Consider the following 21,714-nt stretch of genomic DNA (forward strand, 5'->3'; position numbering starts at 1 on the left):
CGGACGTACGGATACGACGACGGTCCCGGCGGGGACCGGACGGGATCAGATCTTCGCGAGGACCTTGGTCAGCAGGTCGCCCATGGCGGAGGCCGAGTCGCGGCCCGCCTGGAGGACCTCTTCGTGGTTGAGCGGCTCGCCGGAGAGGCCCGCCGCCAGGTTCGTCACCAGGGAGATGCCGAGCACCTCCGCGCCCGCCTCACGGGCCGCGATGGCCTCCAGGGTGGTGGACATGCCGACCAGGTCGGCGCCGAGGATGCCGGCCATCCGGACCTCGGCGGGGGTCTCGTAGTGCGGGCCCGTGAACTGGGCGTACACGCCCTCTTCCAGGCTCGGGTCGATCTCCTTGCACAGCGCGCGAAGCCGCGGCGAGTACAGGTCGGTGAGGTCGACGAAGTTGGCGCCGACGATCGGCGAGGCCGCGGTCAGGTTGATGTGGTCGGAGATGAGCACCGGCTGGCCGGGGCGCATGCCCTGGCGCAGACCGCCACAGCCGTTGGTGAGCACGATGGTCTTGCAGCCCGCCGCGGCGGCCGTGCGCACGCCGTGCGCGACGGCGGCGACGCCGCGGCCCTCGTAGAAGTGCGTACGGCCCAGGTAGACCAGGGCGCGCTTCTCGCCGACCTGGTACGAGCGGACCGTGCCGCCGTGCCCTGCCACTGCGGCGCCGGTGAATCCGGGCAGTTCGGTGAAGGGGAACTCGGCGGCGGGCTCGCCCAGCGCCTCGGAGGCGGGCGCCCAGCCGGAGCCCATCACGAGGGCGACGTCGTGGGTCTCGGCGCCCGTCAGCTCGCGCAGCCGCGCGGCGGCGGCGTCGGCGGCGGCGTACGGGTCGGCCAGGACGTGGTCCGGAGTAAGAGAAGCGTTCACGCCGACGAGGGTAGCCTGTCGCTGCCTACGCGCGTAGATGTCGGAGGTCACGTCCTGAGGATCGTTGCTTTGTCGTTTCCGACGAACGGGGGAGCGGGGAGCGCTTCAGCACGTTCTCGGTACGCCCTCAGCGCGCCCTCAGCAGGGTCGCTTGCGCAGCTCCATCGCGTAGTCGTGCGGCGCGCCCGCGGACTCGGCCGCGTCGGCGATCTCGCCCAGGTACCGCGCCGAGGGGAGGCCGCCCTCGTAACCGTTCAGTACGTAGAGCCACGTGGGCTCCTCGCCCTCCAGGGTGTCCACGCGGACCCGCATCCGCCGGTAGATGTCGAGGCCGACGCCCTCCCAGCGGTCCATCGACTCCTCGTCCATCGGGGCGATGTCGTACAGCGCGACGAAGACCTGTGAACGCGGCGCCTCGACGATGGTGGCGAGTGCGCCCTCCCAGCCCATGTGCTCGCCCCCGAACGTGAGCCGCCAGCCGTTCAGCCAGCCCGTCGCGCGCAGCGGCGAGTGCGGGGCGCGGCGCGTCATGAGCCGCGGGTCGAGATTGCCGGCGTACGCGGCGTAGAGCGACATGGGACCGAGACTACGTCAGACGGACCACATGTCTCGTGAGTAACCGAAGCACCCCTCTTAAGTGGGGAGGAGTGCGGCTCCCAGGAGGGGATACGCGCAGTCCGGGCCCGCGCGGTGCCCGGACGGGGGCCCCGGCTCGGTGCGGCCTTGAAGCGTGCGGGACAATGGGGCATGTGACTCGGATCGTGATCATCGGTGGCGGACCTGGCGGATACGAGGCGGCTTTGGTGGCCGCGTCCCTCGGCGCGGAGGTGACCGTCGTCGACTGCGACGGCCTCGGCGGGGCGTCGGTGCTGACCGACTGCGTACCGTCGAAGACCTTGATCGCCACGGCCGAGGTGATGACCACCTTCGACTCCTCTTATGAAGAGCTCGGCATCATCGTCGAGGACGACACCCCCGACCCGGACAGCCCGGCCCGCGTCGTCGGCGTGGACCTCGGCAAGGTCAACCGCCGTGTGAAGCGCCTCGCGCTCGCCCAGTCCCACGACATCACCGCTTCCGTCACCCGCGCGGGTGCGCGCGTGCTGCGCGGCAAGGGCCGCCTGGACGGCCAGCAGGCGCTCGACGGCTCCCGCAAGGTGATCGTCACCGCGGCCGACGGCGCCGAGGAGACCCTCGTCGCCGACGCCGTGCTCCTGTGCACCGGCGGCCACCCGCGTGAGCTGGCCGACGCGCAGCCCGACGGCGAGCGGATCCTCAACTGGACGCAGGTGTACGACCTGGACGAGCTCCCCGAGGAGCTCATCGTGGTCGGTTCCGGTGTCACCGGTGCCGAGTTCGCGGGTGCCTACAAGGCGCTCGGCTCCAAGGTCACCCTCGTCTCCTCCCGCGACCGCGTGCTGCCCGGCGAGGACCCGGACGCCGCCGCCGTCCTGGAGGACGTGTTCCGGCGCCGCGGCATGAACGTCATGGCCCGCTCCCGCGCCGCCTCCGCCAAGCGCGTCGGCGACCGCGTCGAGGTCACGCTCTCCGACGGCCGGGTCATCTCCGGTACGCACTGCCTGATGGCGGTCGGCGCCGTCCCCAACAGCGAGGGCCTCGGCCTGGAGGAAGCGGGCGTCAAGGTCAAGGAGTCGGGCCACATCTGGACCGACAAGGTCAGCCGCACCACCGCTCCCGGCGTGTACGCGGCCGGTGACGTGACCGGGGTCTTCGCCCTCGCGTCCGTCGCCGCGATGCAGGGCCGCATCGCGATGTACCACTTCCTGGGCGACGCGGTCACGCCGCTGAACCTCAAGACGGTCTCGTCCAACGTCTTCACCGACCCGGAGATCGCGACCGTCGGCTACACGCAGGCCGATGTCGACTCGGGCAAGATCGACGCCCGCGCCGTCAAGCTGCCGCTGCTGCGCAACCCCCGCGCGAAGATGCAGGGCATCAGGGACGGCTTCGTCAAGATCTTCTGCCGTCCGGGTACGGGCATCGTGGTCGGCGGAGTGGTCGTCGCGCCGCGCGCTTCGGAACTGATCCACCCCATCTCGATCGCGGTCGACAACAATCTGACGGTCGAGCAGATCGCGAACACGTTCACCGTGTACCCCTCGCTGTCGGGATCGATCGCCGAAGTGGCGCGGCAGTTGCACACGCGGAAGATCGCCGAAGAGGGCTGATTTTCGCCAACGGGCCGCAGGTCACGGTGAGTTGCGGCCCATGCAGGGGGCATAGGCGGGCTGGATAGGCGCCCCGCCGCGCCTATACCACTCCGGTGGTTCCTGTGCGAACAGAATCGGTAAATCGGCGCAAACTGCTGAAACCAGACGGTCGTTGGGGTTACTGTCAGTTTCGTGTTCGCTGCAGAACGTCGTCAATTGATCCTCGAAATGGTGCGAGCCAACGGAGCGGTTTCGCTCCGTGAGCTCGCCCGCGTCGTCCAGACCTCTGAAGTGACCGTACGGCGGGACGTGCGCGCACTGGAGGCAGAAGGACTCCTCGACCGCCGGCACGGCGGTGCGGTATTGCCGGGCGGATTCACGCGGGAATCCGGCTTTCCGCAGAAATCACATCTCGCGACCGCAGAGAAGACGGCCATCGCCGATCTCGCCGCGGGTCTCGTCGAAGAGGGCGAGGCCATCGTGGTGGGCGCGGGGACGACCACGCAGGAGCTGGCCCGCCGGCTCGCGCGTGTGCCGGGCCTGACCGTGGTCACCAACTCCCTCCTGGTGGCGCAGGCACTCGCCCACGCCAACCGTGTGGAGGTCGTCATGACCGGTGGCACGCTGCGGGGTTCCAACTATGCGCTGGTGGGCAGCGGTGCGGAGCAGTCCCTTCAGGGGCTGAGAGTGTCGCGCGCCTTCCTCTCCGGCAGTGGTCTGACCGCCGAGCGCGGGCTCTCCACGTCCAACATGCTGTCGGCGTCCGTGGACCGGGCGCTCGTGCAGGCCGCGTCCGAGGTCGTCGTGCTCGCGGATCACTCCAAGCTCGGTACGGACACCATGTTCCAGACCGTGCCGACCGATGTGATCACGCGTCTAGTGACGGACGAGCCGCCGGCGCACGACGACCGGGCCGCCACGGAGCTTCAGGCGTTGGCCGATCAGGGGGTGCAGGTCGCGGTCGCGGGGGCCGGGGCGGAGGACCCTTCCGGGGGCGGTGATTCCGCCCCGGCGCGTCAGTCGCGCCGGGATGTGCCGCTGCCGGGCCAGCGGCGTGGTCAGCTTCCGGGCGGTAACCATCCGTTGCGCTCGGCCCCGTTGGACACTCCGCCGGAGCGGACGGCCAGAGTGGCCGATCTCCGCCGCCGCTAATTCATTTCGCCCGTCCGGCGTTTCGGCCACGGGGCTCCGCCCCGGACCCCGCTGCTCAAACGCCGCAGGGGCTGTATTTGGCGGAGTCGGTCAGCCGGTGCAGGTATATGGAGCCCCTGCGGCGATTGAGCAGCGGGGTCTGGGGCAGAGCCCCAGGAGCGTAACGCCGGTGCCGGTCAAGTGGTGATGCCGCGCAGCGTCAGGCGGAGTAGGCGATCCGCCAACGCCGGGTCCGACGGAGTCTCCTCCGCCGCGAGGGCGATCGCGTTCGTGAGCTGCAGGAGGTCGCCCATGGAGACGTCCTGCCGCACCGCCCCCGCCCGCTGCGCCCGCGAGAGCAACGCCTGGCCTGCCTCCCGCATCGGATCACTGCACCGGGCCAGTGCCGAACTCGCGTCCTGCGAGGCCGACATGAGGGCGCGGGAAAGACCCCGGTACTCGCTCGCATGCGTGATGATCTCGCGCAGCCAGGTCACGAGCGCCGTACAGGGCTGCGGAGCGTCGAGGAGCGCCCGGGAGCGGGCGAGCAGATCGTTCACCGCCTCCTCGAAGACGGCGCTCATCAGCGCGTGCCGGTTGGGGAAGTGCCGGTACAGCGTGCCGATGCCGACTCCGGCCGCGCGGGCCACCTCCTCAAGGGACGCCCCCGTGCCGTGCTCGGCGAACGCGATCCGGGCCTGCGCGAGCAGCCGCTCGTAATTGCGGCGCGCGTCCGCGCGCATGCGGCGCGAGCGGTCGTGCTCGGCTGTCGTCATCGGGCCTCCCTGGGCGTGCGCGGGCCTGGTGCGCAGGACTTCAAGGATGCCCGATGCCGGGACCGCGGCGGTGCGGAGGGATCGCTTCCGCAGTAGCGTCGACGCAGAGGGCGCATGCGCAGGGCGCCCCGGAGCGCGGCATGAGCATCAGTGACGCGGGCCGGCGAGACGTACGGCAGCTCGTCCGGGAACTCGAAGAGGCCGTGGACGTGGACGAGTTGCGCTCCCACGCGGTCCGCGGACTCGCCCGGCTCATCCCGGCCGACGGCGCCCAGTGGTACCACTTCGCCGCCCACGACGGCGCCGTGCGGGCACTCGCGCTGCCCGCGGAGTCCTTCCACGCCGACCCCGCCGTCATCTACGACCACCCCATGGACCACCCGCTGACCGGGCCCATGCTGCTCTCCGGGACGAGCGGCGCCTGGCGGGTGAGCGACGTCGCCGCCGACCGCGACTGGCGCCGCACCCACTGCTACAACCTCGATTTCCGCCCCTTCGGGATGCACCGCCACCTCGTCGCCAGCGCCCGGGACGAGGCGGGTGTCGCGGGCTACGCGCTGCTGCGCGGCGGCACCGACTTCACCGAGGAACAGCGGGACCTGCTCGACTACGCCCAGCCCCACCTCGCGGCCGCCGAACGCCTGTTGGCCGAGCGGCAGCGGATGTACGCGCTCCTCGCCGCCGCGCTCGCGTCCACCGGGCGGCCGGGTCAGGGCGTCGCCGCCGTGGCCGGGAACGGCGCGGTGCGGCCGCTCGACGCCGTCGCGGCGGAGCTGCTGCCGCGCCTGGACGGCGACCCGCGGATCGGCCTCGGAGCCCCGCCCGGCGCCTGCCGTGCCTTCCGGGCGCGCGATATCGACGTACGGGCGGTGGCATGCGCCGTGCCCGACGTGCCGCGGCTCCTGCTGCTGCGGGACCTCGCGCCGGGCCGCGCCGCCGCCCGCGCGCTCGGCCTGACCGAGCGCGAGCACCGCACCCTGGAGCACATCGACGCCGGCCGCACCCCCGCCGAGGCGGCGCGTGCGATGGGGATCTCGCTGACGACCGTACGGGGATATGTGGCCGCCCTGCACCGCAAGTTGGACGCCGGGCACACGGCGGCGCTGCTGCGCAGGGGACGCGAGGCGGGGCTGCTGGGGGAGTGAGGCCGGTGGGCGCCCGTCAGAATTGACGGCTGGTCCGGCCGGGGGCCGCCCGCTTCACTGGTGGAATCCAGTGGCATCCACGGGCATCAGGGGGAACGCCATGACCGCCACACCGTCACCAGCGCACATACCCGCCGCCGCACCAGGAGCCGCCGCCGAACGGATCCGGCCGCTGCGGGCCGTCACGGCCGCGGTCCTCGTCCTCGGGCCGCTGCTCTTCATCGTCGCCTCGCTCCTGTCCCCGTACGACATGACGGAGGACAAGACGAGGAACATCGTCGCCGACATCGCCGCGAACGAAGGTCAGGAGAAGGCCGCCGCCTGGGCGTGGCTGGCCCTGGGGATCGCGATGGCCGCCGCGGCCATCCTGGTCTCCGTGTACGTCATGGCGCGCTCGCCGAAGCTGGGGCTCGCCGGGTTGCTGCTGTTCGGGGGCGGCGCCACGGCCGCCAACCTGGCGCCCTCGTACGACTTCGTGACCCTCGCCGGCCTCGACAAGGGGGTCGACCAGGTCACGATCGTGAAGGTCCTCGACGGCGGCGACAGCCTGGCCATGCCTGCGGTCGCCGGGATCTGGTTCATCGCCGGCATCGTCTTCGGAGGCATCGTCCTCGGCATCGGGCTGCTGCGCAGCCACGCGGTGCCCGCGTGGGCGGCGTGGGTGCTGATGGCCGCGATGCCGCTGAACGTGCTGGGCTGGGTCACGGGCGTCGCGGCGTTCGCGTACGCGGGGTTCGCGCTGCTGACCGTCGCCTTCGCGGTGGTGGCCATGGACATCGCGCACCACGGCACCGGCTGGGTGCGCGGCGTCTGACCAAAGGCCGAACGCCGAACACTGAACGCCGAAGCGCCCGTTGAACCGGTCACCGGTTCAACGGGCGCTTCGGCGTTCACGCGTCGGTGCGTCAGTCCTTGATCTCGCAGATCGGGGCGCCCGAGGTGAGGGACGCGCCGATCTCGGCGGACAGGCCCTTGACGGTGCCCGACTTGTGGGCGTTCAGGGGCTGTTCCATCTTCATGGCCTCCAGGACGACGACGAGGTCGCCCTCCTTGACCTCCTGGCCCTCCTCGACCGCGATCTTGACGATCGTGCCCTGCATCGGGGAGGCGAGGGTGTCGCCGGAGGCCGCCGGGCCGGACTTCTTGGCCGCGCGCCGCTTGGGCTTGGCGCCGGCGTTGAGGCCGGTGCGGGCCAGGGACATGCCCATGCCCGCCGGGAGGGAGACCTCCAGGCGCTTGCCGCCGACCTCGACGACGATGTTCTCGCGGCCCGCCTCGTCCTCCTCCTCACCGGGCGCCGGGGTGGCGAACGGCGGGATGTCGTTGACGAACTCGGTCTCGATCCAGCGGGTGAAGATCGTGAACGGGTCCTCGCTGCCGGTCAGTTCGGGGGCGAACGCCGGGTCGGTGACGACCTTGCGGTGGAAGGGGATGGCGGTGGCCATGCCCTCGACCTCGAACTCGGCGAGCGCGCGCGAGGCCCGCTGCAGGGCCTCCTTGCGGGTGCGGCCCGTGACGATCAGCTTGGCGAGCAGGGAGTCCCAGGCCGGGCCGATGACCGACCCGGACTCGACGCCCGCGTCCAGGCGGACACCCGGTCCTGCCGGGCCGTCGAACTTGGTGACGGTGCCGGGGGCGGGCAGGAAGCCGCGGCCCGGGTCCTCGCCGTTGATGCGGAACTCGAAGGAGTGGCCGCGCAGTTCGGGGTCGCCGTAGCCGAGCTCCTCGCCGTCGGCGATGCGGAACATCTCGCGCACCAGGTCGATGCCGGCGACCTCTTCGGTGACCGGGTGCTCGACCTGGAGACGGGTGTTGACCTCGAGGAAGGAGATCGTGCCGTCCGCGCCGACGAGGAACTCGACGGTGCCCGCGCCGACGTAGCCGGCCTCCTTGAGGATCGCCTTCGAGGACGAGTACAGCTGCTCCAGCTGCGCCTCGCTCAGGAACGGCGCCGGGGCCTCCTCGACGAGCTTCTGGTGGCGACGCTGCAGCGAGCAGTCACGGGTGGACACGACCACCACGTTGCCGTGCTGGTCGGCCAGGCACTGCGTCTCCACGTGCCGCGGCTTGTCCAGGTAGCGCTCCACGAAGCACTCACCGCGACCGAAGGCGGCGACCGCCTCGCGCACCGCGGAGTCGTACAGCTCCGGCACCTCTTCGAGGGTGCGGGCGACCTTCAGGCCGCGACCGCCGCCACCGAAGGCGGCCTTGATCGCGATCGGCAGGCCGTGCTCCTCGGCGAACGCGACGACCTCGTCGGAGCCCGAGACCGGGTCCGGGGTACCGGCGACCAGCGGGGCGCCCGCGCGCTGCGCGATGTGCCGCGCGGCGACCTTGTCGCCGAGGTCGCGGATCGCGTGCGGGGGCGGGCCGATCCAGATCAGCCCGGCATCGAGGACGGCCTGGGCGAACTCGGCGTTCTCCGACAGGAATCCGTAGCCGGGGTGGATGGCGTCCGCGCCGGAGTCCTTCGCCGCCTGCAGCACCTTGGCGATGTCCAGGTAGCTGGTGGCCGGGGTGTCCCCGCCAAGGGCGAAGGCCTCGTCGGCCGCACGGACGTGCAGAGCGTCCCGGTCCGGCTCGGCGTAGACGGCAACGCTCGCGATCCCCGTGTCCCGGCACGCCCGGGCCACGCGGACAGCGATTTCGCCACGGTTGGCGATGAGCACCTTGCGCACGATGGCTCCCTCCTTGCTGTGTCTTCCCGGGGGCATCCCCCGGCCCCCCGGCCGTTGTCGCCCGAGCCGGGGCGGTCGGCGGGTCACCGTGAAGCTTGACTCACTGAAACAAGCTGAGTTTAGGGACTGCCGACACGGACCCACGAGCCGTCCCCGGGCGTGAGCTTTCCCACACGGAGTGTCACCCGGGGTTCACGGGTCCGTGAAATCCCTTGTCGCGCCTGGAAACGCGCGATCCTTCACCGCAACCCTAGCCCGCCTCTGTGGCCAAGGTCTCTGTGAGACCGTGCTGCGGCCCGCGGGCATTCTTTGTGGAGTCCCTACGAATGGCCCAATGATTCTTTGCCTTCTGCAGAACCCTTGTACCGGGGTTTACCCGTTAGTAGCGTTCGGGATGTCTTGGCCGTACTAGCGGTAACAGTCAGCGGAAGTGGGTGGGACCGGTGGCACGCAGGCCGGTGGCGTGGGTGGCGGCGATCGTGTTGTTCGCGGAGGCGCTCGGGATTGTCTTTCTGAACTGGTTCCTCGGCCTGGTGGTCGACAACCAGGACATGTCCCTGGCGGGTCTCGATCCGCAGGCGATGTCGGTGGGCGCGTGGATCGCGGGAGGCCTGTTCGGGCTCTATCTGGTGCTGTGCGGGATCGTGCTCGTGCGCACCGCGATCGTCGACCGGGCGCCGGGCACGGTCGGGCGGATCCTGCTGATCAGCGTGGCCGTCGTGCACGGCCTGCTCGGCGCGTTCTCGATCAGCCTGGTGGGCTGGTCCAGCTTCGTGTTCATGATGATCGTGCTCGCCCTGCTCGTGCTGACGCTGGTGGCGTACGACCGGCACGAGCAGGGGGAGCGGCGCGCGGAGGGGGACACCCCCGCGCAGAACGGTGCCGCTACTCCGCCGGCGCCCACAACTCCGTGATGCCGATGCCCAGTTCGGCGAGGAGTCGGCGGAGCAGGGGCAGCGAGAGTCCGATCACGTTGCCGTGGTCGCCGTCGATGCCGTCGATGAACGGGGCCGAGCGGCCGTCCAGGGTGAACGCGCCCGCCACGTAGAGGGGTTCGCCCGTCGCCACGTACGCGGCGATCTCCTCGTCGCTCGGCTCGCCGAACCGGACGACGGTGGAGGCGGTGCCGGAGCTGTACCGGCCGCTCGCGGTGTCGTAGACGCAGTGGCCGGTCTGCAGCGTGCCCACGCGGCCGCGCATCGACTTCCAGCGGGCCGTGGCCTCCTCGGCGTCGGCCGGCTTGCCGAGCGCCTCGCCGTCGAGGTCGAGCACGGAGTCGCAGCCGATGACGACGGCGCCGCCCGCCTCGGGCCGCGCCGCGACCACGGAGGCCTTGGCCTCGGCGAGGGCGAGGGCGAGTTCGGCGGGTGTCGGGGCCGTCACGGCGTCCTCGTCGACCCCGCTGACGATCACCTCGGGGGCGAACCCGGCCTGCCGCAGCAGGCCGAGGCGGGCGGGGGACTGGGAGGCCAGGATCAGCCGGCGTGGAGCAGTCATGCGACTCAGGTTATCCAGGGTGACGCGGTGCATTCCCGGTCGGCGGCGCTAACCGGTCCCCAGCATCAGGAACATGACGACCATGGCGAGCGCCAGCAGGAAACCCGCGCGCCGCAGCATCGCCTGCGTTTCGCGGAGCTCCTCTGGGGGCTCGTCATCGGGGTCGGACCACAGCACATACAGCATGGTGCTGCTCGCGCGTGCGGGGCGCCTGAGTACGCGTACTCAGGCGCCCCGCTACGAAAGGACTAATTCACGCGGGCCAGTAGGTACGGGACCAGCTCGACGCCCCCGGGGCCGGCAACCGGTGCCGGGCGATGCGGGACGGGTCGGACCACGCGTCCCGGCCCGTCGTCGCGGCCGGGGCGTCCGGGACCGCCGCGGCGCGCGCCTGGACCACCGCCAGTGCGGCGGCCAGCTCCTCGGGGGTCGGATTGCCCCGTACGACCTTGATCATCATGATCCGGCTCCTAGAGGGGGATGTTGCCGTGCTTCTTCGGGGGCAGTGATTCCCGCTTCGTACGCAGCTGACGCAGGCCGCGCACGAGGTGGGCGCGGGTGTCGGAGGGCATGACCACCGCGTCGATGTAGCCGCGCTCGGCCGCCGTGTACGGGTTGAGGAGGGTGTCCTCGTAGTCCTGGATGAGCTGCGCGCGGGTCTCCTCGACGTTCCCGGCGGCCTCGGCCGCGGCGATCGTCTTGCGGTGCAGGATGTTCACCGCGCCCTGCGCGCCCATGACGGCGATCTGCGCCGTGGGCCACGCCAGGTTGAGGTCGGCGCCCAGGTGCTTGGAGCCCATGACGTCGTAGGCGCCGCCGAAGGCCTTGCGCGTGATGATCGTGATGAGCGGGACGGTGGCCTCGGCGTACGCGTAGATCAGCTTGGCGCCGCGCCGGATGATGCCCTCGTGCTCCTGCTCGACGCCCGGCAGGAAGCCCGGGACGTCGACGAAGGTCAGGACGGGGACGTTGAAGGCGTCACACGTCCTGACGAACCGCGCGGCCTTCTCGCTCGCGTGGATGTCGAGGCAGCCGGCGAACTGCATCGGCTGGTTGGCGACGATGCCGACCGGGCTGCCCTCGACGCGGCCGAAGCCGGTGATGATGTTCGGCGCGAACAGCGCCTGGGTCTCGAAGAAGTCGGCGTCGTCCAGGACGTGTTCGATCACCGTGCGCATGTCGTACGGCTGGTTCGCGCTGTCCGGGATGAGGGTGTCGAGCTCGCGGTCCTCGTCGGTGAGCTCGAGGTCCGCCTCCTCCGGGAAGGAGGGCGGCTCGCTCAGGTTGTTCGACGGCAGGTAGGACAGCAGCGACTTGACGTACTCGATCGCGTCCTTCTCGTCGCCCGCCATGTGATGCGCGACACCGGAGCGCGAGTTGTGGGCGCGGGCACCGCCCAGCTCCTCGAAGCCGACGTCCTCACCGGTGACCGTCTTGATGACGTCCGGCCCGGTGATGAACATGTGCGAGGTCTGGTCGACCATGACCGTGAAGTCGGTGATCGCGGGCGAGTAGACGGCGCCGCCCGCGCACGGGCCGACCACGAGCGAGATCTGCGGGATGACACCCGAGGCGTGCGTGTTGCGGCGGAAGATCTCGCCGTACATGCCGAGGGCCATGACGCCCTCCTGGATGCGGGCGCCGCCGGAGTCGTTGATGCCGATGACCGGGCAGCCGGTCTTCAGCGCGAAGTCCATCACCTTCATGATCTTCTGGCCGTAGACCTCGCCGAGGGCCCCGCCGAAGACCGTGAAGTCCTGCGAGAACACGGCGACGGGGCGGCCGTCCACGGTGCCGTATCCGGTCACCACGCCGTCGCCGTACGGCTTGTTGGCATCGAGACCGAAGTCCGTCGACCGGTGCCGGGCGAACTCGTCCAGCTCCACGAAGGAGTCCTCGTCGAGCAGCAGCTCGATCCGCTCGCGGGCGGTCAACTTGCCCTTGGCGTGCTGCTTTTCGACCGCGCGGGCGGAACCCGCATGGGTCGCCTCATCGATCCGGCGCCGCAGATCCTCGATCTTGCCTGCGGTCGTGTGGATGTCGGTCTGCGCTGTCGGCTGTTCCAACTCGGACATCGGGATGCGGCTCCCTGCCTGCTTCGACGCTGCTCACGGGGACGGTTCGGGGAAGGTTCGGGGACGGTTCAAAAAGGGGAGTGGGGCTACTGATCCGTAGCGTAGTGGCCTGAATACCGTTCAGCAGTGCGGTCTTTGCCACACCTAGGCTGGGTTGCATGACGCCGCGAGATGGTTCAGACGTACCCGCCAACCCCTGGTCCGACCTGGACAGGCCGCCCCTGGCCGAGGCCGGCCTCCGCCGGTCCCTGGTACGGGAAGGGGGACTGTGGTCGTCCGTGGAGGTGGTGCCCCGCACGGGGTCGACCAACACGGATCTGGTGCGGCGGGCCTCGGCGGGACCCGTCGCCGAGGGCACCGTGCTCGTCGCCGAGGAGCAGAGTGCGGCGCGCGGGCGGCTCGATCGGAGCTGGTCGGCGCCGCCGCGCTCGGGCCTCTTCTTCTCCGTGCTGCTCAAGCCGGGCGAGCACGAGGTGCCGGTGGCGCGCTGGGGCTGGCTGCCGCTGCTCACCGGGGTCGCGGTGGCCACGGCGCTCTCCTCGGCGGCCGGCATCGACACCGCCCTGAAGTGGCCGAACGACGTGCTCCTCACGGTCGACGGCGAGGAGCGCAAGGCCGGCGGCATCCTCCTGGAGCGGGCCGGGGCGGACGGCGTCGTGATCGGCGTCGGCCTGAACGTGTCGCTGCGCGCCGACGAGTTGCCCGTCCCGACGGCGGGGTCGCTGGCGCTGGCCGGAGCGAAGGTGGTGGACCGGGAGCCGGTGCTGCGGGCCGTGCTGCGTTCTTTGGAGCGGTGGTACGTGGAGTGGTGTGCGGCCGAGGGGGACCCCGGGCTTTCCCGTTTGCAGGAGTCGTACGCGGCGGGCTGTGCCACGCTCGGCCGCCAGGTGCGGGCGATTCTTCCGGGGGACCGGGAGCTGGTGGGGGAGGCGGTCGCGGTGGACGGCGACGGGCGGCTTGTCATCGCGCCGGCGGACGGCCCCCGCGAGGCGGTCGGCGCGGGCGACATCGTGCATCTGCGGCCTGCGTAGGTACGGACCACCGGGCGGCTCAGGACCCACGCCACCCGGAAGCGAACGGAGTGACGTGGGGCACAGGGGCTGCCGTAGAGTTGAGCCCGGTCGATACCTGACCGCGGCAGATCGGAAGGGCAGCAGGCGTGACCGTCGACGACTCGGGCTCCGGCACGGGCTCTCCCACCGACCCCGAGAAGCCGGAAGGTGCGGAACCGGAAGAGGCAGAAGCAGAGGCCGAGGATCCCCTCGCTCTGCGGCTCGAAGGGCTCATTCTCGGGGCCGAGCGCAGATACACCCCGTTCCAGGCGGCGCGCAGTGCGGGCGTCTCCATGGAGCTGGCCTCCCGGTTCTGGCGGGCCATGGGGTTCGCCGACATCGGGCAGGCCAAGGCGCTGACCGAGGCGGACGTGCTGGCGCTGCGGCGCCTCGCAGGACTCGTGGAGGCCGGGCTGCTCAGCGAGGCCATGGCCGTACAGGTCGCCCGGTCCACCGGACAGACCACGGCGCGGCTCGCCGAATGGCAGATCGACTCGTTCCTTGAGGGCCTCACCGAGCCTCCGGAACCCGGCATGACCCGCACCGAGGTCACGTATCCGCTGATGGAGCTGCTCCTGCCGGAGCTGGAGGAGTTCCTCGTCTACGTGTGGCGGCGCCAGCTCGCCGCGGCGACCGGCCGCGTCGTGCAGGCCGGTGACGACGAGGAGATGGTCGACCGGCGGCTCGCCGTCGGCTTCGCCGATCTGGTCGGGTTCACGCGGCTGACGCGACGTATGGAGGAAGAGGAGCTCGGCGAGCTCGTCGAGGCCTTCGAGACCACCGCCGCGGACCTCGTCGCGGCGCACGGCGGCCGGCTCGTCAAGACCCTCGGCGACGAGGTCCTGTACGCGGCCGACGACGCGGGCATCGCGAGCGAGATCGCGTTGCGCCTGATCGAGACGATGAGCAACGACGAGACGATGCCGGAGCTGCGCGTCGGCATCGCGTTCGGCACGGTCACCACGCGGATGGGCGATGTCTTCGGCTCGACCGTGAACCTCGCGAGCCGCCTCACGTCGATAGCGCCACGGGACAACGTGCTGGTGGACGGCGCCTTCGCCCAGGAGCTGATCAGGATCGGGGAGACGCCCACCTCCGAGGCGGAGGCCGCCGCCGAGGCGCAGAAGGCGAAGGAGGACGGCGAGGAGCCGCCCACCTACCGGTTCGCGTTGCAGCCCATGTGGCAGCGGCCCGTGCGCGGCCTCGGCGTCGTGGAGCCCTGGACGTTGACCAGGCGCACCTGACAACCTTGGCGGTTAACTGGCGTTAACCGAAGGGGCGTGTCATGGGTGATGAGCGGCGGTTCGGGGAGTTCGTGGCAGTGCGGCGCCATGAGGGCGGGACGGTTGCCGAGCTGGTGCTCGACCGGCCGAAGGCCATGAACGCCGTGTCGAGCGACATGGCCGGCTCGATCACCGGCGCCTGCGAGGCGCTCGCGGGCGACCGGGACGTCCGGGTCGTCGTCCTCACCTCCAGCTCCGAGCGCGCCTTCTGCGTCGGCGCAGACCTCAAGGAGCGGAACTCGTTCTCCGATGCGGACATGCTGCGCCAGCGGCCCGTGTCCCGCGCCGCGTACACGGGCGTCCTTGAGCTGCCGATGCCGGCGATCGCGGCCGTGCACGGCTTCGCGCTCGGCGGCGGCTTCGAGCTGGCGCTCGCCTGCGACCTGATCGTCGCCGACGGGACGGCCGTCGTGGGGCTGCCCGAGGTGTCCGTCGGCGTGATCCCCGGCGGTGGCGGTACGCAGCTCCTTCCGCGCCGCGTCGGCGCCGCGCGGGCCGCCGAGCTGATCTTCACGGCGCGCCGGGTGCGGGCGGCGGAGGCCGCCGAGCTCGGGCTCGTGGACCAGGTCGTGGATGCGGGCGCGGACCGCGAGGAGGCGCTCGCGCTCGGCGCGCGGATCGCCGTGAACTCGCCGGTCGGCCTGCGCGCGTCGAAGAAGGCGCTGCGCCTCGGGCACGGCCTCGACATGCGGGCGGGCCTGGAGGTGGAGGACGCGGCGTGGCGGTCCGTGGCGTTCTCCGGGGACCGGGCCGAGGGAGTGGCGGCGTTCAACGAGAAGCGCAGTCCGCAGTGGCCCGGCGAGTGACGGGGGCCGGTCGCGGCGCCGAGTCGCGTCGTCACGTTCAGTAACTTACCTCTGGCCGGAAGCCCCGGATCGGCGCACCGAATTCACCGAAATGTCGGAAAACTCCTTACTCTGGAGTGATGGGTGAGGACGTTCGGCTACGCGCCGTGGTGACGCTCGCGCAGGGCATGGCCGCTGCGCGCAGCCCGCGCGACTCCTGGCGCGCGGCCGCGCTCGGCGCCTGCCGGGCGCTGTCCGGGAGCTTCGCCGCACTCTCCATGTGGGAGCGCGAGCGCGGCCGCCTACGGGTGCTCGTCAACGTGGGGGAGCTGGCCGAGGGCGAGGAGGAGTTCCCCGACGGCGAGGGCTACCCGGTGCACCAGTTCCCCGAGATCACCGAGTTCCTGCACGAACGCTGGGCCAAGGGCGGCGAGCCGGACGCCTGGGTCGAGACGGCCGAGGGCCCCGTGGCCCGGGCCGGCTACTGCCACCAGCGGGTCGCCGCGCTGCGCCGTCGGGGCCGCGGCTGCTGCGTCGTCGCGCCGATCGTGCTGCACGGGCGGGCGTGGGGCGAGCTGTACGTGGCGCGACCGACCGGGGCCGAGGTGTTCGACCGCTTCGACGCCGACTTCGCCACGGTCCTCGCGGCGGTCGTCGCGGCCGGCATCGCGCAGACCGAACGCCTGGAGGAGGCGCGCCGGCTCGCCTTCACCGACGCCCTGACCGGCCTTGCCAACCGGCGCGCGGTCGACATACGCCTCGACGAGGCCGTGGAGCGGCACCGGGCCGACGGCTCCGTGGTCAGCCTCGTCGTCTGCGACCTCAACGGCCTGAAGCGGGTCAACGACACCTACGGGCACGCGGCGGGCGACCGGCTCCTCGAACGGTTCGGCTCGGTGCTCTCGCTGTGCGGGGCGATGCTGCCGGGAGCGCTCGCGGCGCGGCTCGGCGGCGACGAGTTCTCGCTGGTCGCCGTGGGGCCCTCGGCCGACGAGGTGGTCCGGGTGGGCGACGAGATCTGCTTCCGGGCCGCCGAGTTGGACCACGGCGACGGCGTCGCGTGCGGCGTCGCGTCGACCGGGGACCCGATCGGTGAGGTGCACAACGCGCGGCGCCTGTTCCGCCTGGCGGACGCCGCCCAGTACAAGGCGAAGGCCCTGCGCGCGGCGAAGCCCGTGGTGGCCGGCCGCGACGGCGGCCTCGACGACCCGGTCGTCCGCCTCGCGGACTCCCCGCCACCGGCCGCGGGCGAGGGGGAACGGCGCCGGATCAGAGGCCTGGAACCCGGCACCGACCGCCGACACCCGAACTGACGCGCACCCCGGTCCAGTTGCCCCTGGGACTCCTACGTCTCCTACGCCTCGTACGCCCTGCCCCTGCGCACCGAGTACGCCACGAAGCCGACGCCCAGGCCGAGGAAGGCCGAACCGCCGATCACGTACGGCGTCGTGTCCACCTGCCCCGTGTCGGCCAGGCGGAGTTGACGGTCGGACTGCTCGGTGACCACCGTGGCGGTCCGCTGCTGGTCGGGATGGGTGATGTGCTCGGGGTTCGCCGTCGCTGTGGGAACGAACCAGAGCGCGCCGAGGAGCGCCGCGGCGGCAGTGGCGGTGAACAGTGATCGACGTGCGGCAGACACGGAAGCGATCCCCCTTGTGGCGCTGGCGAATTGGCCGTGTGCCCTCATGTTAGTGATAGGCGCGGGTCACAGGAAAGTCACGAGGCGAATGGGTCGTACGCTCCGGCCATGAGTACTGATGACACGTCACGTTTTGTTCGGCTCAAGGTGGAATTGGTCCTGGAGGTCGCCGACGCGGAGGCGCTGACCGGGGCCGCGTTGCAGCGCGTCGCGGAGGACGAGGAGACCGGGCCCGAGGAGCGGGCGCAGGCGGTGAGCGCCGTGGAGGAGGACGAGGCGGAGGCGGTCGCGTACCTCGTGGACCCGTTCGATCTGGTCGCCGATGTTCCGGGGGCCGAGCTGGTGCAGGCCTCCTGGTCCAGCGAGCAGGTCGACTACGACCCCGACTCGCCGGATTGGGACCTCGGCGAGGATGATGAGGAGGGGGACGCGGAAGACGGCGTGTAGCGGTCCTTGAAACGGGAACCCTGGGCGGCAACCGCTGCCCAGGGTTTTGTCGTCCCTGGTGAGGGGCCCGACGTGGCCTTGCCCACACCGGCGGTTCTTCGGGAACGGGACGAACCGGTCAAGGCGTTCACTGGGTACGAGGGGACTGTTGTGTCCTCTTGGGCCCGCTGTCGACCGGGCTCGGGGCGGTCGACAGCAGGGGAATTCGGCGAAGTCGGGAAATTCGGCGACTATGGAGAAGCGTGTGATAACGGACGGTAAGCGGCGCAAGGGTCTGATGGCCGCGTCCGCTCTGCTCGGCGGTGTGCTCGTGCTGACGGCCTGTGGTGGCGGCGACGACGGCGGCTCCGGCGGCAAGAAGGAATCGCAGGCGCAAGCCGACGAGGCGGCGGCGAAGAAGACCTCCGAGGCCGACATCAAGATCGCGCCGAAGGACGGCTCCGACAACGCGAGCATCAACAGTGCCGCGAAGGTCACCGTGAGCAAGGGCAAGCTCACCGACGTCACCATGACCACGGCCGACGGCACGAAGATCGACGGTCAGATCGCCGCGGACAAGAAGAGCTGGAAGCCCACGAACCAGCTCGAGCGCGCGACGACGTACAAGATCGCCGCCGAGGCGAAGGACTCCGACGGCCGCGCGGCCCACGAGAACTCGCAGTTCACGACGGTGTCCCCGGCCAACAGCTTCATCGGGAACTTCACGCCGGAGGACGGCTCGACCGTCGGCGTCGGCATGCCCGTGTCGATCAACTTCGACAAGGCGATCAGCAACAAGGCCGATGTGCAGGACGGCATCAAGGTGACGTCCAGCAGTGGGCAGGAGGTCGTCGGGCACTGGTTCAACGACACCCGGCTCGACTTCCGCCCCGAGGACTACTGGAAGGGCGGCTCCACGGTCACCCTGAAGCTGGACCTGGACGGGGTCGAGGGTGCGGACGGCGTGACCGGCGTGCAGCAGAAGACGGTCTCGTTCAAGGTCGGCCGCAACCAGGTGTCCACGGTCGACGCGAAGACCAAGATGATGACGGTCACGCAGGACGGGAAGACCGTCAAGACCATCCCGATCTCCGCGGGCTCCCCCGAGAACAAGACGTACGAGGGCCAGATGGTGATCTCCGAGAAGTTCAAGGAGACCCGGATGGACGGTGCGACGGTCGGCTTCAAGGACGGCGACGGCAAGGGCGAGTACGACATCAAGGACGTGCCGCACGCGATGCGTCTGTCGAGCTCCGGCACGTTCATCCACGGCAACTACTGGGGCGCCAAGTCGATCTTCGGTGGCGCGAACACCAGCCACGGCTGCGTCGGTCTGCAGGACGCCAAGGGCGCCAATGACAACAGCACGCCGGGCGCCTGGTTCTACAACAACTCGATGGTCGGCGACGTCGTCGTCGTGAAGAACACCGGCGACAAGACGGTCCAGCCGGACAACGGGCTCAACGGCTGGAACATGGACTGGTCGCAGTGGAAGGCCGGTTCCGCCGAGTAACGGACCGGTACCCCGGCGGGGGTCTCATGCCGTTCTCATGACGGCCTCACGCAACCCTTACAACACCGCCATACCGTTTCGCCGCAGCGGGAGCCGGAGCGTCATCGAACGCTCCGGCTTCCGCTGATTCCTGTCAGCGCCCGTATTTGTGGGCCGTCATCGGCGAGGCTTCGATGTTCTTCACCTATCTCCGGCGTGAGCTGCGCCGCCGCAGAAAAGCGGCGCTCGTCGTCGCCTCCGGGCTCGCGCTCGGGATCGCGCTCGTCATCGTGGTCAACTCGGTGTCCTCCGGGATGACCCAGGCGCAGGGGAAGGTCCTGCAGTCGCTCTACGGCCTGGGCACGGACATGACCGTCACCAAGGCCGCGACCGCGCCGAAGGCGGGCGACGACACGGGCCGCCCGAAGTTCAACTTCGACGCCAAGGACAGCGACTCCGGGAAGAAGGAGCAGTCCAGCGACCGGGTGATGGTGCAAGGGTTCCAGACCCTCGCCGACTCCACGGTCTCGAAGGTCGCCGACCAGAAGGGCGTCGCCGACACGGTCGGCGGCCTCAGCCTTCAGGTGATGAAGGTCAGCGGGCAGTTCACGCGCGGCCAGTTCAAGCAGGACCAGAGCAACGGCGGCGGTGCTCAGGGCGGCCCCGGCGGCGGTGAGGGCGGCCAGCCGCAGGGCCGCGTCCAGGGCGGCGGCGCCAACTTCGACGTCAACTCCTTCTCCGTCTACGGCACCGACGTCACCCAGCAGAAGCTCGGCCCGCTGACCTCCTCGAAGGTCACCAAGGGGCGCAGCTTCAAGACCTCCGAGTCGAACGCGAAGGTCGCCGTCGTCGACTCCTCGTACGCCAAGGAGAAGAAGCTCGCCGTCGGCGACAAGGTCACGGTCAAAGGCGCCAAGTACCAGGTCATCGGCGTCGCGACCGCCGACAGCGGGGACGCCGCCGCCAATGTCTACGTGCCGCTGAAGCAGGCCCAGACGCTCGCGGACGCCAAGTCCAAGGTGACGACGGTCTACGTCAAGGCGACCGACTCGCAGCAGATCGACGCCGTGAAGACGGCCATCCAGAAGAACATCGACGGCACCACCGTCACCACGTCCGCCGATCTCGCCGACACCGTCTCGGGCTCCCTGTCGACCGCCTCGAACCTCGCCTCGAACGTCGGCAAGTGGCTGTCGATCGCGGTGCTCGTCGCCGCCTTCCTGGTGGCGGGGCTGCTCACGTCCTCGGCCGTGTCCCGGCGGGTCCGGGAGTTCGGCACGCTCAAGGCGCTCGGCTGGACGTCGGGCCGGGTGACCCGGCAGGTCGTCGGTGAGGCGGTCGTCAACGGGTTGATCGGCGGCGTCCTCGGCATCGCCGTCGGGCTCGCGGGCGCGTACGCGGTGACCGCGATCAGCCCCACTCTGTCCGCGCAGCTCGGCGGCGCCGGCGTCGGCGCGGGCGGCGGTGGCGGCATGGGCGGCGGCGCCGGTGGCGCGGGCTTCGGAGGCGGTGGCGGTGGCGGCGGAATGATGCGCCAGGCGGCAGGGGGAGGGGCGAAGACCCTCGACATCGCGCTCAGCGCGCCCGTCTCCGCCACCACCATCGCCCTCGCGGTCGGCCTCGCCGTCGCGGGCGGCCTCATCGCCGGCGGCTTCGGTGGCTGGCGGGCCTCGCGGCTGCGCCCCGCGGACGCGCTGCGCCGCGTCGAGTAACACCACCGGTAACGCCAATCACCTTACGTAGTACAGGAGTTGCACCATGTATCAGCTCACCGGCGTGACCAAGCAGTACCGGCGCGGCAAGGACACCGTCGACGCGCTGGCGGGCGTCGATCTGGCCATCGGCGACGGCGACCGGCTCGTCATCCAGGGCCCCACGGGCGGCGGCAAGTCGACCCTGCTCCAGATGCTCGGCGGGCTCGACCGGCCCACGGCGGGCAGCGTCGTGCTCGACGGGGTCGACCTGGCGACGCTGCCGGAGGCCCGGCTCACCAAGGTCCGCGCCGAGTCCATCGGCTTCGTCTTCCAGTCCTTCAACCTCGTCCCGACGCTCAACGCGCTGGAGAACTGCGAGACCGCCCTGGTGCCGCTGGGTCTGAAGAGCGCCGAGCGGCGGGAGCGGGCCGCGGAGGCGCTGCGGTCCGTGGGGCTCGGGGAGCGGCTGCGGCATCTGCCTGCGGAGCTGTCCGGCGGCCAGCAGCAGCGTGTCGCCATCGCGCGGGCCCTGGTGAAGAACCCGAAGGTGCTGCTCGCCGACGAGCCCACGGGCAACCTCGACGAGTCGATGCGCGACGAGATCATGGACGTACTGGAGGAACGCTGGAAGGAGCACGGCCTGACGTTCGTGATGGTCACCCACGACTCGGCGATCGCACGGAAGGCGCCCCGCCTCGCGACGATCAGCAAGGGGCGGATCACGGTCACGGAGAACGCCTCGGCGGCCTGACCCGGACCGGCGTGATCCGGACCGGCGTGCCCGGACCGGCCTGACCCGGACGCCTCACAGGTGTCGTCGAAGTGAACACGTTTTGGGCAAAGGGTTGTGCTCGAATCGGAAGGTGTGCCGTTTGTCACGTGCCACACCAGTCCCAGATGTTTCCCAATGCCCCAATTCCCGGAAGGCCGCATCAATACACTCGCCTCCCATGTGTGAGTGGAACGTGGAGAACGGGCACCGAATGTGGTCGCTTCGTCG

At 70.7% G+C, this 21,714-nt stretch carries 22 protein-coding genes; 13 read left to right on the forward strand and 9 right to left on the reverse strand.

The annotated features are described in order from the left end of the window. Nucleotides 1-45 precede the first annotated feature (45 nt). Both OG746_RS09590 and OG746_RS09595 read right to left on the reverse strand, forming a co-directional pair. Entirely contained in the window at nucleotides 46-870 is an 825-nt protein-coding gene (locus OG746_RS09590; RefSeq protein ID WP_266713432.1) for a purine-nucleoside phosphorylase, read from the reverse strand. Between the two features lie 138 nt (nucleotides 871-1,008). Beyond that, nucleotides 1,009-1,446: a gamma-glutamylcyclotransferase family protein gene (locus tag OG746_RS09595; protein WP_266713434.1), complete on the reverse strand. Its 438-nt coding sequence runs from the start codon at nucleotides 1,444-1,446 to the stop codon at nucleotides 1,009-1,011. Between the two features lie 164 nt (nucleotides 1,447-1,610). Between OG746_RS09595 and OG746_RS09600 the strand changes: the two genes are divergently transcribed. Beyond that, nucleotides 1,611-3,059, forward strand: coding sequence for an NAD(P)H-quinone dehydrogenase (locus OG746_RS09600; RefSeq protein ID WP_266713436.1), 1,449 nt, complete (start codon nucleotides 1,611-1,613; stop codon nucleotides 3,057-3,059). Between the two features lie 174 nt (nucleotides 3,060-3,233). After that, entirely contained in the window at nucleotides 3,234-4,193 is a 960-nt protein-coding gene (locus OG746_RS09605) for a DeoR/GlpR family DNA-binding transcription regulator (protein ID WP_266713438.1), read from the forward strand. Nucleotides 4,194-4,369: 176 nt separating this feature from the next. Here the strand turns inward: OG746_RS09605 and OG746_RS09610 are convergent, their stop codons facing one another. Beyond that, entirely contained in the window at nucleotides 4,370-4,948 is a 579-nt protein-coding gene (locus OG746_RS09610; protein WP_524540387.1) for a TetR/AcrR family transcriptional regulator, read from the reverse strand. A 140-nt stretch (nucleotides 4,949-5,088) separates the two neighbouring features. Here OG746_RS09610 and OG746_RS09615 point away from each other — a divergent pair, with 140 nt between their 5' ends. Together OG746_RS09615 and OG746_RS09620 are read left to right on the forward strand one after the other, a co-directional pair. After that, nucleotides 5,089-6,093, forward strand: coding sequence for a helix-turn-helix transcriptional regulator (locus OG746_RS09615; protein WP_266713440.1), 1,005 nt, complete (start codon nucleotides 5,089-5,091; stop codon nucleotides 6,091-6,093). A gap of 100 nt (nucleotides 6,094-6,193) precedes the next feature. Then, nucleotides 6,194-6,907, forward strand: a complete 714-nt coding sequence (locus tag OG746_RS09620) for a hypothetical protein (protein WP_266713442.1) — start codon at nucleotides 6,194-6,196, stop codon at nucleotides 6,905-6,907. A gap of 91 nt (nucleotides 6,908-6,998) precedes the next feature. On the opposite strand, the gene OG746_RS09625 is transcribed toward OG746_RS09620, so the two are convergent. Next, the gene (locus tag OG746_RS09625) at nucleotides 6,999-8,771 is read right to left on the reverse strand and encodes an acetyl/propionyl/methylcrotonyl-CoA carboxylase subunit alpha (protein WP_266713444.1); all 1,773 of its coding nucleotides are present in this window, start codon (nucleotides 8,769-8,771) and stop codon (nucleotides 6,999-7,001) included. A 434-nt stretch (nucleotides 8,772-9,205) separates the two neighbouring features. Between OG746_RS09625 and OG746_RS09630 the strand changes: the two genes are divergently transcribed. Then, nucleotides 9,206-9,685, forward strand: coding sequence for a hypothetical protein (locus OG746_RS09630; RefSeq protein WP_266713446.1), 480 nt, complete (start codon nucleotides 9,206-9,208; stop codon nucleotides 9,683-9,685). Here OG746_RS09630 and OG746_RS09635 read toward each other — a convergent pair. The 4 genes from OG746_RS09635 to OG746_RS09650 all read right to left on the reverse strand — a co-directional run bounded on the left by OG746_RS09635 (nucleotide 9,657) and on the right by OG746_RS09650 (nucleotide 12,343). Beyond that, nucleotides 9,657-10,268, reverse strand: a complete 612-nt coding sequence (locus OG746_RS09635) for a nucleoside triphosphate pyrophosphatase (RefSeq protein ID WP_266713448.1) — start codon at nucleotides 10,266-10,268, stop codon at nucleotides 9,657-9,659. The genes OG746_RS09630 and OG746_RS09635 overlap by 29 nt on opposite strands. Nucleotides 10,269-10,316: 48 nt before the next feature. Further along, nucleotides 10,317-10,445, reverse strand: coding sequence for a morphogenic membrane protein MmpB (gene mmpB, locus OG746_RS09640; protein ID WP_266713450.1), 129 nt, complete (start codon nucleotides 10,443-10,445; stop codon nucleotides 10,317-10,319). A 76-nt stretch (nucleotides 10,446-10,521) separates the two neighbouring features. Next, entirely contained in the window at nucleotides 10,522-10,728 is a 207-nt protein-coding gene (locus tag OG746_RS09645; RefSeq protein ID WP_266713452.1) for an acyl-CoA carboxylase subunit epsilon, read from the reverse strand. Between the two features lie 10 nt (nucleotides 10,729-10,738). Further along, the gene (locus OG746_RS09650; protein ID WP_266713454.1) at nucleotides 10,739-12,343 is read right to left on the reverse strand and encodes an acyl-CoA carboxylase subunit beta; all 1,605 of its coding nucleotides are present in this window, start codon (nucleotides 12,341-12,343) and stop codon (nucleotides 10,739-10,741) included. 158 nt (nucleotides 12,344-12,501) lie between these two features. Here OG746_RS09650 and OG746_RS09655 point away from each other — a divergent pair, with 158 nt between their 5' ends. The 4 genes from OG746_RS09655 (at nucleotide 12,502) to OG746_RS09670 (ending at nucleotide 16,776) form a co-directional block, all read left to right on the forward strand. After that, nucleotides 12,502-13,374 (forward strand): biotin--[acetyl-CoA-carboxylase] ligase, encoded by an 873-nt coding sequence (locus tag OG746_RS09655; RefSeq protein ID WP_266713457.1) that lies wholly within the window; start codon nucleotides 12,502-12,504, stop codon nucleotides 13,372-13,374. Between the two features lie 128 nt (nucleotides 13,375-13,502). Then, entirely contained in the window at nucleotides 13,503-14,639 is a 1,137-nt protein-coding gene (locus OG746_RS09660; protein WP_266713459.1) for an adenylate/guanylate cyclase domain-containing protein, read from the forward strand. A 41-nt stretch (nucleotides 14,640-14,680) separates the two neighbouring features. After that, a complete protein-coding gene (locus tag OG746_RS09665; protein WP_266713461.1) occupies nucleotides 14,681-15,484 on the forward strand; it encodes an enoyl-CoA hydratase/isomerase family protein in 804 nt (267 codons plus the stop codon). 119 nt (nucleotides 15,485-15,603) lie between these two features. Further along, nucleotides 15,604-16,776: a GGDEF domain-containing protein gene (locus OG746_RS09670; RefSeq protein ID WP_266713463.1), complete on the forward strand. Its 1,173-nt coding sequence runs from the start codon at nucleotides 15,604-15,606 to the stop codon at nucleotides 16,774-16,776. Nucleotides 16,777-16,817: 41 nt separating this feature from the next. Here OG746_RS09670 and OG746_RS09675 read toward each other — a convergent pair whose 3' ends face one another. Then, nucleotides 16,818-17,150 carry a hypothetical protein gene (locus OG746_RS09675; RefSeq protein WP_266713465.1) on the reverse strand — a complete coding sequence of 111 codons (333 nt, stop codon included), beginning with the start codon at nucleotides 17,148-17,150 and terminating at the stop codon, nucleotides 16,818-16,820. 60 nt (nucleotides 17,151-17,210) lie between these two features. Here OG746_RS09675 and OG746_RS09680 point away from each other — a divergent pair, with 60 nt between their 5' ends. The 4 genes from OG746_RS09680 to OG746_RS09695 all read left to right on the forward strand — a co-directional run bounded on the left by OG746_RS09680 (nucleotide 17,211) and on the right by OG746_RS09695 (nucleotide 21,465). Continuing rightward, the gene (locus OG746_RS09680; protein ID WP_266713467.1) at nucleotides 17,211-17,549 is read left to right on the forward strand and encodes a hypothetical protein; all 339 of its coding nucleotides are present in this window, start codon (nucleotides 17,211-17,213) and stop codon (nucleotides 17,547-17,549) included. 232 nt (nucleotides 17,550-17,781) lie between these two features. Further along, the gene (locus OG746_RS09685; protein WP_266713469.1) at nucleotides 17,782-19,041 is read left to right on the forward strand and encodes a L,D-transpeptidase; all 1,260 of its coding nucleotides are present in this window, start codon (nucleotides 17,782-17,784) and stop codon (nucleotides 19,039-19,041) included. Nucleotides 19,042-19,214: 173 nt separating this feature from the next. Continuing rightward, the gene (locus tag OG746_RS09690; RefSeq protein ID WP_266713471.1) at nucleotides 19,215-20,732 is read left to right on the forward strand and encodes an ABC transporter permease; all 1,518 of its coding nucleotides are present in this window, start codon (nucleotides 19,215-19,217) and stop codon (nucleotides 20,730-20,732) included. A gap of 46 nt (nucleotides 20,733-20,778) precedes the next feature. Continuing rightward, entirely contained in the window at nucleotides 20,779-21,465 is a 687-nt protein-coding gene (locus OG746_RS09695; protein WP_266713473.1) for an ABC transporter ATP-binding protein, read from the forward strand. Nucleotides 21,466-21,714: the final 249 nt, after the last annotated feature.

This window comes from Streptomyces sp. NBC_01016 (assembly GCF_026341035.1).
In the GTDB taxonomy this organism is placed as follows: domain Bacteria; phylum Actinomycetota; class Actinomycetes; order Streptomycetales; family Streptomycetaceae; genus Streptomyces.